This is a genomic window from Pseudomonas sp. MNR3A (assembly GCF_009650575.1).
GTDB lineage: Bacteria > Pseudomonadota > Gammaproteobacteria > Pseudomonadales > Pseudomonadaceae > Aquipseudomonas > Aquipseudomonas machongensis.
In genome coordinates this window covers 21,844-35,179 of sequence record NZ_VZZS01000018.1, presented here as the reverse complement: position 1 = coordinate 35,179, position 13,336 = coordinate 21,844, and the positions used below count along the sequence as shown (strand labels likewise).

Annotated in this window: 11 protein-coding genes and 2 pseudogenes; 5 read left to right on the top strand and 8 right to left on the bottom strand. The window is 55.4% G+C overall.

Annotated features, from left to right (window positions below; translation table 11 throughout):
• The first annotated feature begins 151 nt into the window (after positions 1 to 151).
• From F6X62_RS14480 to F6X62_RS14465, 5 genes and pseudogenes are all read left to right on the top strand, one after another.
• Positions 152 to 1,130, top strand: a pseudogene (locus F6X62_RS14480) (integrase domain-containing protein).
• The gene (locus F6X62_RS25435; protein ID WP_256674039.1) at positions 1,127 to 1,402 is read left to right on the top strand and encodes a hypothetical protein; all 276 of its coding nucleotides are present in this window, start codon (positions 1,127 to 1,129) and stop codon (positions 1,400 to 1,402) included. Before F6X62_RS14480 ends, F6X62_RS25435 begins: the two are co-directional and overlap by 4 nt.
• A gap of 173 nt (positions 1,403 to 1,575) precedes the next feature.
• A complete protein-coding gene (locus F6X62_RS14475) occupies positions 1,576 to 2,514 on the top strand; it encodes a DUF1837 domain-containing protein (RefSeq protein ID WP_042730236.1) in 939 nt (312 codons plus the stop codon).
• A complete protein-coding gene (locus tag F6X62_RS14470) occupies positions 2,514 to 5,102 on the top strand; it encodes a DEAD/DEAH box helicase (protein ID WP_153773956.1) in 2,589 nt (862 codons plus the stop codon). The genes F6X62_RS14475 and F6X62_RS14470 overlap by 1 nt, the downstream gene beginning before the upstream one ends.
• Positions 5,103 to 5,139: 37 nt before the next feature.
• Positions 5,140 to 5,433 (top strand): DCL family protein, encoded by a 294-nt coding sequence (locus F6X62_RS14465; RefSeq protein WP_153773955.1) that lies wholly within the window; start codon positions 5,140 to 5,142, stop codon positions 5,431 to 5,433.
• Positions 5,434 to 5,593: 160 nt separating this feature from the next.
• Here F6X62_RS14465 and F6X62_RS14460 read toward each other — a convergent pair whose 3' ends face one another.
• The 8 genes and pseudogenes from F6X62_RS14460 to F6X62_RS14425 form a co-directional block, all read right to left on the bottom strand.
• Positions 5,594 to 6,742: an Abi family protein gene (locus F6X62_RS14460; protein WP_153773954.1), complete on the bottom strand. Its 1,149-nt coding sequence runs from the start codon at positions 6,740 to 6,742 to the stop codon at positions 5,594 to 5,596.
• A 369-nt stretch (positions 6,743 to 7,111) separates the two neighbouring features.
• A pseudogene (locus F6X62_RS14455) lies at positions 7,112 to 7,410 on the bottom strand (type II toxin-antitoxin system RelE/ParE family toxin).
• Positions 7,400 to 7,639: a type II toxin-antitoxin system RelB/DinJ family antitoxin gene (locus F6X62_RS14450; protein WP_153773953.1), complete on the bottom strand. Its 240-nt coding sequence runs from the start codon at positions 7,637 to 7,639 to the stop codon at positions 7,400 to 7,402. Before F6X62_RS14450 ends, F6X62_RS14455 begins: the two are co-directional and overlap by 11 nt.
• Positions 7,640 to 7,882: 243 nt before the next feature.
• Positions 7,883 to 8,536 (bottom strand): glycosyltransferase family 25 protein, encoded by a 654-nt coding sequence (locus F6X62_RS14445; protein WP_153773952.1) that lies wholly within the window; start codon positions 8,534 to 8,536, stop codon positions 7,883 to 7,885.
• A 186-nt stretch (positions 8,537 to 8,722) separates the two neighbouring features.
• Entirely contained in the window at positions 8,723 to 9,193 is a 471-nt protein-coding gene (locus F6X62_RS14440) for an arsenate reductase ArsC (protein ID WP_153773951.1), read from the bottom strand.
• A 27-nt stretch (positions 9,194 to 9,220) separates the two neighbouring features.
• Positions 9,221 to 10,504, bottom strand: coding sequence for an arsenic transporter (locus F6X62_RS14435; RefSeq protein ID WP_153773950.1), 1,284 nt, complete (start codon positions 10,502 to 10,504; stop codon positions 9,221 to 9,223).
• Positions 10,505 to 10,522: 18 nt separating this feature from the next.
• The gene (locus F6X62_RS14430; RefSeq protein WP_153773949.1) at positions 10,523 to 10,870 is read right to left on the bottom strand and encodes a metalloregulator ArsR/SmtB family transcription factor; all 348 of its coding nucleotides are present in this window, start codon (positions 10,868 to 10,870) and stop codon (positions 10,523 to 10,525) included.
• A gap of 75 nt (positions 10,871 to 10,945) precedes the next feature.
• Entirely contained in the window at positions 10,946 to 13,243 is a 2,298-nt protein-coding gene (locus F6X62_RS14425) for a TonB-dependent siderophore receptor (protein ID WP_153773948.1), read from the bottom strand.
• Between the last annotated feature and the right edge of the window lie 93 nt (positions 13,244 to 13,336).

The window sequence follows — 13,336 nt, the reverse complement described above, 5'->3', positions numbered from 1 at the left end:
GATGCCCTTGCTCCCGGACGTAAGGAGCCGCCAGTCCCGCGCTAGAGGACATCCCCACAGGTCGCAGGGGCCTTGATCCCTGATAACACTCAGCATTCTTGGCGGGATGACGTGGGGCGAGGATCAGAGAGCGAACGATGAGGTGACTGACATGGCATTGGTGAGTAGACGATGGCCGCAATTTCGGTTACGGAAGGCAACTGAGCTATGCAGGGCCACAAGCGCTGAAAGACATGTTCGACGGTGGCCACTACGGCACGGTCAAGGCGCACAGTGATCGGTGGCAGGCATTCGTGAGGTGGTGCCGGTCCGATCAGGGGCCTGGTATCAATGATGCGCGGCAGATTGATCGCAAGATGTTGGCCGACTATGCGGCGTATCTGCGCGACATGGTTATGCGCGGTGATCTCGCCATCAGCACTGCACAAAACCGGATATCCAGTGTTAACAGGACCATGGCTGCGCTTCGCGGTGATCAATGCGTGAAATTGCCAAGTCCGAGCAACGCCTTGGGTATGCAGCGTACCGGGGTTCGTCATTCGGTTCCACAAGGCCAGGATCGCGAACAAGTTAAAAAGATCGTCGATGCACTTTGCCGCGATCACCAGCAACGGGCCGCCGCAATTGTTCTGTTGGCGCGAGCCACAGGCATGCGCTTACGTGAGGCCATCCTGGCTGACCTGCCACGGCTGAGCCAGGAGGCTAACGCCCTCGGCAGAATTAACATTCAGGATGGCACCAAAGGCGGCCGCGCCGGAGCCTCTGCGCCTCGATGGGTTGCGGTGAATGACAATATTCATGATGCGTTGAGGTTCGCAGCGCAGGTAACGCCAGTGGATAGCCGCAACATGATTGCACCAACTGAGAACTTTAAGGAGGTACTGCAGGGGGTTGTAGGAGTCGCACGGGCAGTCCTCCATGCACATGGCCTCAAAGGCTTTCATGAACTGCGGGCGGCGTTTGCATGTGAGCGCTACGAGCAATTTACCCAGTACCTTGCTCCTATCAATGGCGGTATTTGCCACAGGATTGATCGGTGCCTTGATCTTGAAGCTCGCTCTCAGATCAGCCATGAACTGGGGCACGACCGTATCGATGTGCTCTCGGCTTATATTGGGGGCCGGGCATGAGTAAAGCATTCGATATGGAGGTATTTTTAAGCGGCGTGCTGACTGGATCTCATGCGACTAAGCAGCGTCATTTACGGCAAGCGAAGGCTATCCAAACGGCAATCGCAATGCGATGGCAGCTAGAGACGCCTTGGGTTTGGCAGAGAAAACATGTGACGTGGTTTCTCGACCAACACCTTAGCCGCTGCAGTGAATCCACACAGTATTACTATTTGCTGACCATACGAATTTTGGTACGTCGGCTGAAAAGGCAGTGGGCCTTTCACCGCTAAAAGACGGGTTTGTACAGGTGGCCTGACCTACGGCTGCCGTTCCAGTGAGGGCAAACCAACGCAGTCAAAAGGACGGTCTGTTCACCTAAGCCGAAGCGGGTTACATTGTGATCTCGTTTTGCCATCTCGATGCAGTTGGCTAGAGGATGTGGAATGGAGGCCGATTTTCAATCATGAACCCTGATGATCTAGCATCTGCTTTGACTGGCAACCCTGAGGCACTTGAAGTCCACCTCACGCTTGTACAGCGTGACGTACAGGTTGAAGGGAATCTAGTCAAAATTCATTGTCACTGCCTCTCAGTGGACGCCAATGGCCGTGTTCAGCCCCGCCGTCTTGCTGAATTCATGCGTAATGCCGTCGTAGACTATGCAATACCACGCTCAAAGCTCGCCGAGGCAAAAGAGCGCGACAATAGATATAACAGTACTGAGGCAGTGACCGAATTGATCGAGCGAGCAAAGCGCTCATTCACTGATTTAACGAACACTGGCGAGGGAGGAGAAATGCTACTTTTCCTCTTAGCAGAACGTTTTTTAAAGCTGCCTCACATTTTATGCAAAATGGACCTGAAGACAGACACGCGCATGCATTATCATGGTGCAGACGGTGTATATGCGGGAGTAACATCTGACGGAACTTTAAAGCTTTACTGGGGCGAATCAAAAGTTTATTCCGATCCAAGCTCTGCCATTCGCGACTGCCTCAGTTCTCTCTCGCCTTTTCTAATTGAGCCCGAAAGTGAAGACGCAGAAAGAGAGCGTGATTTGATGCTCTTGAGTGACAAAGCTGACCTAAGCAACCCCATACTAACCGCTGCGCTTAGGAAGTATTTTGACAAGTCCTCACCAATGTCTAAACGAGTTCAGTACTGCGGTGTGGCCCTTGTTGGTTTCGATGCATCATTTTATCCAAAAGATGAAGCCAAGGCGGTGGCGGATCAAATTTCTGAAGCCTCTCGTGCCGAGCTCAGCGGATGGAGCAAACGAATCGGTGAGCGAATAAAATTGGAAAAGCTTGATCAAATAGAAATTGAATTATTTTGTGTTCCTCTGCCTTCGGCTGAAGGCTTTCGCGCCGCGTTCCTCAAGGCCATGGGGATTAAAGAGTAATGAGTCTAGCCGACCTGCAATCTTGGCTACTTGAAGAAGGCGTTCGCGACGACCTCGAAGCTGTGACTCGACTTACGGTACGCCAAGAGCTTGACAATATTGAGCCAACCGATCTACCAATGTCGGTTACAAACATTGACTGGCCTAGATTATTGCTTGCCGGAAGTATCTTAGCCCGATCCGATCAGAGAATTGATCAAGGGGCCGCGCTGCGGATCGCAACCGCTGCAATTTCTCTGGCAGAGCACCAAGCGGTAAAAGATTCCGGCGCCGTTCTGATGGGCAAGCTTTCGAATTTTCGAGCGGTTGATTTAGCTGTCGCTCGCAAACTATTAGAAACTGACCTAGAAGCGCGGCTCGGAACATCACTACGCCTTGAGGCCCAGCGTCGGGAAATGGAGCATTCCGTCCTGGTTCACTCAACCGGCGCTTGGCTGCAAGTAAACGATTTCCAACAACGCTTCTGGAACAATGCTACCGGAGATAACTGGCTTTCAGCCTCAGCACCAACTGCATCTGGCAAGACATTCTTAGTCCTTCAGTGGCTTATTGATCAAATAGTTACTGGTGACAGCCAAGTTGTCGTCTATCTTGCACCGACACGCGCGCTTGTATCTGAAATTGAGACCAATCTTAAAGGGCTTCTTGGCAACACAGAAAATATAGAGGTGTCATCCCTTCCACTAATTACGAAATATAAAACCGCGCGAGCCGGTGGCGCACGCGTAGTGTTGGTTTTCACCCAAGAACGACTGCATCTTCTCGCCAACGTACTAGGCGATGCATTTTCAGTTGACCTACTTATTGTGGACGAAGCGCATAAGATAGGTGACAATCAGCGTGGCGTGATCTTACAGGATGCAATAGAGCGAGCCACTCGCACCAATCCAAAATTAAAAGCCGTCTTTATCAGTCCTGCGACCCAAAATCCTGGAGAACTATTAACTGACGCTCCAACTGGAGTAAAAACAACGGCAGTAGACAGCGACTCCTCCACAGTTCTCCAGAACCTAATATTTGCAACTCAAGTACCGAGAAACTCTAAACTTTGGAAGTTGAATCTTCGGCAACAGCACGCAGAGTTACCTATAGGGATCTTAAAGCTCGCTAGCACGCCAGCGGGTTTGAAGAAACGCCTCGCTTTCATCGCTGCCGCCGCCGGCGAGAGAGGTGGAACGCTGGTATACGCAAACGGTTCTGCAGAGGCCGAAGAGGTCGCTGATTTAATCAGTCAACTGCTACCGAAGTCCGAGGCAATTGATGTAGAGCTTTCCCAACTAGCTGAACTCGCTCGTAAAGGCGTACATGATGATTTTCGTCTAGCTCCACTTGTAGAACTAGGCGTAGCATTTCATTACGGCAACATGCCGTCACTTATAAGACTTGAGATAGAAAGATTATTTCGCTCAGGCAAAATACGCTTTCTAGTTTGCACCTCCACTCTCATCGAAGGAGTAAACCTCTCCTGTCGCACAATCGTTGTGCGTGGCCCACGTAAAGGGAAAGGCCACCCAATGGAGCCCCATGATTTTTGGAACTTAGCCGGCCGCGCAGGAAGATGGGGAGATGAATTCCAAGGCAATATTATTTGTATCGACCCAAACGATGAGCAGGCTTGGCCTACTGGTGTTCCTGACAGGGCGCGCTATCCTATAAAACGTGAGAGCGACGCAGTTCTTGAGCTTGGCGACGATATCATTGACTATCTCTACAAACGTAGTCTTCCGGCTACTTTAGACATTGACAGCAAGGATAAGTTTGAGCAGGTCGGCGCTTACTTGCTAGCCACCTTTATGCGCCTAGGGTCAATTTCAGAAGCAAGCCTAGCAAAACGCCACGATCCAGTTTTTATAGCTAAAATTGACGACGCATTGGAATCACTAGCGCAACAGGTTGAAATCGGTGTGGACTTAGCTGTACGGCATCCAGGTGTAAACGCAATAGGTCTACAGCACCTACTTGAAGCTTTTCGGGCCTATCCTAATGATGTCGAAAACTTACTTCTTGCAGAAGTTTCTAGCAACGACAGCTACGATCGCTTTATAACAATAATGGGAAGAATAAACAAACACTTGCTTCCCGTCTTCACTCCAGAAACCAGGATAAATATTTATTCGCTTATTATTGTAAAATGGCTTAAAGGATACTCCCTATCTAGAATTATTCGCGACAGCATCGATTGGCACGAGGGCGCCAACAAGGCTTTCAAACTGCCTGAGCTAATTCGAAGCACCATGGAACTAGTAGAGCAAATTGCAAGATTTAGAGCGCCAAAATATTTCTCCGCCTACATCGATGTCTTGCATTTACATCTTCGCGAAATCAATCGTGAGGATTTAATCGATGATGGCTTGGACATTGGAACACAACTTGAGTTTGGTGTTTCCTCAACCTCACTTCTGTCTCTAATGGAGCTCGGATTATCGCGAATGACCGCTGTAGCTCTATACGAAAAGATTTCCCGAGACGACCTCAGCAGGGAGGGATGCATTGAATGGCTTCAAGAGCGCGCGAACCAGCTTCATGCAATGGACCTACCGACCATCATAATTCGTGAAATTACTGAACTACTTACCTCACTAAATTAAACCTATTTAATTTTGTCCCCATGAATGGAGATCACTAATGCCGGCAAAGCCTATCACTCTTGGACAGGTACACTTTGAAAAGCGAGGAGATGCTATTGCATTTCTTCAATCCATACTTGAAAGGTATGATCTAGGTGATCGAGTTAGCGCCGATGACGCTGTATTTCTAAAGGCAGCGTTGGAGAACCACCCGGAATCTGATAGAAAAATCGGTTGTGGCATCGCTGACTTTAGCGTCCGAAGTGCCGACTTTGGCACCAAGTGCTTTTGGGTTAACCGTACAGACGGGACAACAGAAAAGTTCTCTATCACTGCGTCTATTCGCGGATAAAAGAACAAATTTGAATATTAAAATTAGTGCGGCCAAGGTTATCAGATTCTTGGCCACCCCTAAGTTATAAGTAAAATGCGAGATCAATTCTTTATAGATTCAGCTTAGCCAGCCAAAGATCTACGACCTGCCTAAACTACCACTCAAACACTGATTAACCCTAACGGTACGAGTCGGCTTTCTTCATATTTTCAAGTTTCATAGCCAACTCAATCAGCTTCTCAATGTGCTGATCTGTTACATCGAACGGCTCTGTTGAGATATCTTGAGCCGATATCAATTCGACCTTCTTAAACAAGTCATCAAGCAGAGATATCTGCTCAATAGATTTAGCGGGCGAAGGTTTTTTGTCTGTCTGTGGAAAAAGCTTTCTTGGGAATCCACCCTCTCCAAACCCCATAGACTTAAAATTAAGTCCGGCAGCCTTTGGCATATTGTCAACAAGATCCGCTATTCTACAAATCCAGTTTGAACTCTGCCCAATCTTAGAGACAAGAAACCATAGCACACAGATGAAGCCGTAAAGCTTGTTGAGCTCAGCCGACCCGAGCTTTAGAGTATTGAAAAAACCAAGCTTTGGTAGCATCAATGTACGAATATTTGGGCGATTACAGACGCGACTATGATGAGCGCATCTATTTCGGATGCCATTGATGTTAATTAACCAATTGTCAATTACTTGTCTATTATCAATACCAAGCCTATCGCAAACTAGCTTCTGGTTCGCACCATTAAGCATACTGTAGAGCTTAGAAACTGTGCCAAAATTCCATGCTTCGCACGCCACCCAAATGGGAATAGGCTTCCCCGTTTCGATGTGTGACTTTATACTTTCCTCTCGACTTTCCCTCAAAAGACTTTCATGCTTATTTTGCCAACTCTCAAAGTCGGAGAGCGCTTTGCCATCATCAGGTATTAGTGCAAATTTTGAAAAATTCTTCTTATCGAGATAAGCTAATGGATTATGACGACCGAGTTCGTGAGCTATAATCGTCCTAAGATAGACCTCAATGCGCTCAATTGCACACATTAGCTCTAGCCTTAGTTTTTTGTCGAAGAGATAGAAATCAAAAATTGACTCAAAGCTTGTATTTTCTTTGAATTCGTTAAGCTTTTCGTAATTTCCTGGTGCGATGTACTTGTATTTTAAAGCGGGTGACCAATATCCAGAAAGCCGATAGTAGCCCACCTGAGTGAGCTTTCTCTGTGCTCTAAGAGGGTTATGAAGGAGCATTCCGCGCTCAGAGAGCTTCTTAACTAGTTGATCATATTCAAGAAACGGTTTAACAACCTTAGCTGGCTGGTCCATAGCAACTTTTATTTTAGTCAAAAAAAAGGCCAAGACTTCACCGACTCGAGGTCGGGAGGGGTCTTGGCGCTGTTGGTAAGAAATTTACCACAGATTTTCACAATGTCAATGCCCATATCGATTGTAAAAATCTATCGACCACCAGTAAGGGTGTTCGAAGATTTCCGATTCGATTCCATAAAATTCCACAACTAGCTGATTTATTTATAGCTACTCTATGAGGTACGCCACAAAATCCACCAAATTCCAGCCCCGCGAATCCCCTGGCCTCACATCTAGAAACCGTTCGTCTGGTGCCGCATCTAGACCCGCTGCATACCAATGAATACCTCCAACGCCACCACAACCCGCCCTTTGGCAATTTCTTCGTTATGACGTTTTACCTACCACTCGCTCTGCCGCCTTGCGATAAGCCTGTTCTCGCTCGCGCTTATCCACAGCGATCACAAAAACAACAACCTCCTGATCGATCACCTGGTAGACCAATCGGTAGCCGCTGCTGCGCAGCTTGACCTTGTAGCAGTCCGGCAAGCTATGCAGCCGGTTCGCTTCGATCCTCGGATTCAGTAAAACCGAGACGAGTTTTTCTTGAATTGCTGCCGGACCGTATCCCCCAGCTTTTGCCATTCCTTTAGCGCTCGCGCATCGAACTCAAGGCTATAGGTCATCCACAGAAACCTTCACTCGCTGAGGGTCGGCAAGGCGCTCGCGAACGGTCGCTAGCAGCGCCTCATCCTCATCGGTCATGAGGACAGGTTTAAAAGGCAGCTGGCCGCGCTCGGCGACGTACTGCAATGCTTGGCGCATAAGCTCGGAGGGTGTAACACCCAACCGCTCAAGCTCACGATAGGCTCGGATTTTGAGATCGTCGTCGATACGAACATTGATGGATGCCATGGTGGCTTACTCACTGTAATGACAATGGTCTTTACAGTGACGTAATTCCGGGCACCAGACAAGTGGCTTAGGAGCACAAGCCGACGAAGGACAAAGCCCAGGGAGCGCGAGTACAAGCTCTTCAGCCGCGAAGGCCTGACCGCCCTTGGCAGCTATCCGGTGGTCGGGATGGGGACGGCACGCCGCAAGCGCTTCGAGATCAAACAGCGGCTCGCCAACGGCATGGATCCCATCCCCCTCCAGTCAGAAATCCAAACGCAATACAGTGCGCCAGAAGTTCTTCAGCGGAGAACGCCAGTGTTTACGCCAATTACGCTCCCACCAGTCGTCTTCGTTCTTCACCACGTCCTCAAGGTCGCTACCCGTGACAGCAGCAGCATGCTGGCGAAACATCATCGGGAACACACAGTGTTGCCGGATCCGTCGCTTGAACATCACATCCACGGGCGTGCCGTCGTACGGTGTTTGGGCCAGGATGGCGCAACCTTTGCGTGACAGCACGTATGCATGAAGGGCCACCACGCGGCCCCGGGCAATGAACGGGAACCAGGTTAACCAGGTTCGGCCCATGCTGTAGCCGAGGTGCAAGGCCTCGAATCGATGGCTACGCATGAAGCGGTTCACCCAGGCGATCCTCGAGGCTTTCAGCTCGTAGGGCATCACGTCATCTTCAAAAATCAGAATCCGCTCCAGGCCCTCCTCGAGCGCGCGCTGGGCGAGTTGCTGGTGCGACTCGTAGCAGCCGCGCTTGGGGTCGCCGTGCTTCTGCACGACATGAAATATCACTTGGTTGTCGAGCACCTTGCCAATGCTCTTCCTGAACAACTCACGCCTGTCACTCCGTGCATCGAGCGAGATGCAATAGACGGCGTCAACATCGAAATGAATCCTGCCCACCAATCAATCCCTTTAACTACTGCCTGTCATATGGTGGTGCTGAATAGAGCGGCAATAATATCGGGAGAATCTGATATCACAAAGCCATGCTTGCTTTGTCTACCTGGGCGCATCCAGCGGCTGTCCGGGCAGGTCGTCGAACAGCGACAGGTCGAGGTTGGGCAGGATGTCTGACGTGGTCCCTCCTCAGAGCGTGCCGATACGATCCAGCTCGCACTTGAGCTGGTCGCGGTCGAGTGCATCCGGACGCAGCGCAAAGAACGCCTCGAAACGCCGTTGAATATGCGCCAGGGTCGCCCGGAACGCGGCGTCGATCGTGGCGTCGTCGCCCACCACGTCGGAAGGGTCTTCCAACCCCCAGTGGGCCTTGAGCGCCGGGCCGAAGTACACCGGGCACGCTTCGCCAGCGGCCTTGTCGCAGACGGTGATGACGATGTCTGGCGGGTTGTCTTTGAAGGCTTCGTTGCCTTTGCTGCTCAGGCCATCGACGGCGATGCCGGCTTGCTGCAGGGTCTGCAGGCTGCGCGGCAGCACCTGGCCTCGTGGGAAGCTGCCGGCGCTGATGGCTTCGTAGCCTTGCGGGGCGAGGTGGTTGAACAGGGCTTCGCACAAAATGCTGCGACAGCTGTTGGCCGTGCACATGAACAGGATTCGCATCGCTCGCTCCCCGCCGCGTGGCGGTTTTCAAAGGCCCAGGCGCAGCGCCAGGGCGGAAAGGGTGATCAGCAGCACCGGCAGGGTCAGCAGGATGCCGACCTTGAAGTAGTACCCCCAGGTGATGCGCATGCCTTTGCGTGCCAGCACGTGCAGCCAGAGCAACGTGGCGAGGCTGCCGATGGGGGTGATTTTCGGGCCGAGGTCGCAGCCGATGACGTTGGCGTAGATCATCGCGTCGCGCACCAGCCCTTCGGCGCCGCTGGCCTGGATCGACAGGGCGCCGACCAGCACGCTGGGCAGGTTGTTCATCACCGACGACAGCAACGCCGCGATCAGGCCGGTGCCGAGGGTGGCTGCCCACAGGCCGTGGGCCGCGAGGCGGTCGAGCACGCTGGCTAGGGCGTCGGTCATGCCGGCGTTGCGCAGGCCGTACACCACCAGGTACATGCCCAGCGAGAACACCACGATCTGCCAGGGCGCTTCGCGCAGCACGCGGCGGGTGGAGATCACGTGGCCACGGGCGGCGACGGCGAACAGCACGGCGGCGCAGGCGGCGGCCACGGCGCTGACCGGGATGCCCAGCGGCTCGAGCACGAACAGGCCCACCAGCAGCGCCAGCAATACCACCCAGCCGACGCGGAAGGTCGCGCGGTCGCGGATGGCCAGGGCGGGGGCCTTGAGGTCATCCAGGGCATAGCGCGCCGGGATGTCGCGCCGGAAGTACAGGAACAGCACCAGCAGCGTGGCGGCCACGGCCACCAGGTTGACTGGCAGCATCACCGAGGCGTAGGTGCTGAAGCCCAGCCCGAAGTAGTCGGCCGAGACGATGTTCACCAGGTTCGACACCACCAGCGGCAGGCTGGCGGTATCGGCGATGAAGCCTGCGGCCATGACGAAGGCCAGGGTCGCGCCGGGCGAGAAGCGCAGCGCCAGCAGCATCGACATGACGATGGGGGTGAGGATCAGCGCGGCGCCGTCATTGGCGAACAGAGCAGAAACTGCGGCGCCCAGCAGCACGATGAAGGCGAACAGGCGGCGTCCGCTGCCGCGGGCCCAGCGCGCCACATGCAGGGCGGACCACTCGAAGAAGCCGGCCTCGTCGAGCAGCAGGCTGACGATGATGATGGCGATGAAGGTGGCCGTGGCATTCCAGATGATCGCCCAGACGGCGGGTATGTCGTGCAACGACACCGCGCCGAACAGCAGCGCCAGCAGTGCGCCGAAACTGGCGCTCCAGCCGACACCGAGCCCCTTGGGCTGCCAGATGACCAGGATGAGGGTGAAGACGAAGACGCAGGCAGCGATCAGCATCGGCAGGTCCTCGTCCACTCAGCAGCCGGCAGCGGCACGGACGGGGCGATCGTCCATGTGCTGCAGGCGGGCGATGTTGTCCTGGAGCCAGGCGGCATTGGCCTGGGCGGTGACTTGCAACAGCTCGCTGACCCAGGCGGGCAGTTCAGGGTTGAGGCGGTAGTACACCCACTGCCCCTGGCGGCGGTCCAGCAACAGGCCGACGCTGCGCAACTGCGCGAGGTGGCGGCTGATTTTCGGCTGGCTGTCGTCGAGGGCGCACATCAGCTCGCACACACACAGTTCGCCAAGGCGGGCGATCAGCAAGGTGGCGCGAACGCGGGTCTCGTCGGCGAGGGACTTGAAGACCTGGGTGGGGGTGATCATGGGAGGCACCTGAACATATGGAAAACCGAATATACGGATTTCCATATGTAGATTGCAACAGGTGCTTTTGTTTGATCAGAACGCCGTGCTGACGGTCAGCGACAGGTTGCGCGGATCGCCATAGATCGCTCCGGCGTAGAAGCCGTAGCGGGTGTAGTAGTGCTTGTCGAACAGGTTGTTGGCGTTGAGGCTGACGCTGGTGTCGTCGGTCAGCTGGTACTTGGCCATGGCATTCCAGATCGCATAGCCCGACCAGTTGACGTCGCTCGAGCTACGGCTGACACCGTTGGTCGGCTGGCCGGCCGGGGTGGACAGGGCGCGGATGTTGGTCTGCGCGGTGACGCCGGTGCCCAAGGTCAGGCGGTCGAGCGGGCCGGACAGGCGGTAGGTGGTCGAGGCCTTGAACAGGTGCGACGGATCGCTGCGCCCGTCGCTGTCGAGGCGACGGAAGTGCAGGTAGGTGTAGCCGGCGTAGACGTTCCAGTTCTCGGTCAGGGCGCCTGCGAGCTCCAGGTCGATACCGTCGGTTTCCTGGCCGGAACCTGCCTTGTAGGCGGTGGCGCCGGTCGGGGTCAGCAGGTCGCCATCGGTGACGGCCTTGTTCTCCTGCTTGGTGCGGAAGTACGCCGCCGAGGCGTTCAGGCGGCCGTCGAACCAGGCGGCCTTGATGCCGGTCTCGTAGCTCTGGCCGCGGATCGGCTCGACCTTGGTGCCGCTGGCGGTCTCTTCGGTCTGCGGGTTGAAGATGTCGGTGTAGCTGGCGTACACCGAGTAGGTGTCGTTGAGGTCATACACCGCGCCCAGGTACGGGGTGACGATGCCGTTGTTCTGCTGGTTGCTGCGCACGCCGCTGACGTTGCGGGTGGTGGCCGAGTAGTCGGTGCTGCGCACGCCGAGGATCACCGACAGCGGGTCGGTGATGCTCAGGCGGGTAGCGGCGTACATGCCTTGCAGGCGGGTGGTGGTCTTGCTGTGGCGGCCGGTCTGGGAGGCGAGCATGTCGTAGTCGCTGTCCACGCCGTTGAGCCAGTTGCTCAGGGGCAGGCCGTTATTGGCGCGGAACTGGCAGCCCAGGGCCGGCGCGCTGACGCTGTTGGCGCTGACCATGGTGCAGGTGTATTCCGGCGACCAGGCCACGGTGCGGCTGTCGTTGTAGCCGACCATCGCCTGGTGGGTGCGACCGAACATCTGGAACGGGCCAGACAGGTCGATCTGCGCCGATTGCTGGGTGGTGTCGCTGGAGCTGTGCAGGCCGTTGAGCACCGCGCCGCTGCCATCCTGGTCCCAGTAGCCGCCGTAGACGCCGCGCCCGGACGAGTTGACCTTGGCCAGGCCGCGGTGGTTGAGGGCATCGCTGGTACTCTGCGAGCCTTTCAGGTCCAGGGTCCAGTCGTTGTCGAAGCGGTGCTGCAGCGAGCCGAAGGTGGTGCGGGTGATGTACTCGCCGAAGCTCCAGCTGGGCACCACGTTGGTGCTGCGCGGCAGGTCGGTCTTGCTGCCGTCGCCATACCAGATCGGGATGTTGGCACCCCAACCGCCGCCGACCACCTTGTTGTATTCGTACTGGTAGCCGGCGCCAAGGGTGGTGGCGTCGTCCAGGTCGAACTCGAAGTTGGCCAGCGCTGCGCGGGCGCGCTCGGACTGATTGTCACGGAACGAGTTGGCGTCCTGCTGGGTGACCACGAAGCGCGAGCGCAGGCGGCCGTCTTCGGAGAGCGGCAGGTTGAGGTCGGCGCCCAGGCGGCGTTTGTCCCAGCTGCCGTAGGTGGCATAGGCGCTGCCGCCGAAGGTGCGGGTCGGCGCCTTGCGGATCAGGTTGACCGTTGCCGACGGGTCGCCGGTGCCGCCGAGCAGGCCGTTGGCGCCACGGACGATGTCGATGCGCTCGTACAGGTCGAGGTTCAGCGCGTTACCGCTGCCGCTGAAGTCAGAGCCGCCGGGGAACTGCAGGCCATCGATCTTCCAGTTGCTGATCGAATAGCCACGGGCGCGGAAATCGGTACGCCCGCCCACTTCCATCTTGCTGACACTGATCCCCGGCGCGGTATCCAGCGCCTGCTCGATGCTGTGCACATCGCGGTCGTCCATCTGCTGGCGGGTGATGCTGGTCACCGACTGCGGGGTCTGGCGCGGGGTCAGGTTCAGGCCGGTGGAACTGCGCGTGCTCTCGACGGTGTAGCCGAGCTGGCCGGCGTTGTCGGCACTGGGCAACGCGCTGTCTTCGATGTTGGTGGCGCCCAGTTCCAGGGGCTGGGGGTCAGCCGCAAAGGCGCCTGCGGACAGGCTGAAGGCGATACACAAGGCAAGCGGCGAGAGGCGGCTGCCACCGCGGGTGAAGCGGGCGCAGGCGCCAGGGATGCTCTGAGGTTTCATTTGGGAAGGCTTCGTATTCGCAGATGGTTTTTGCTACGATTCTAGGGATGTGCCCTCTGGGCTCCATCCCCGGCTTGTACGGGGATGTAATGG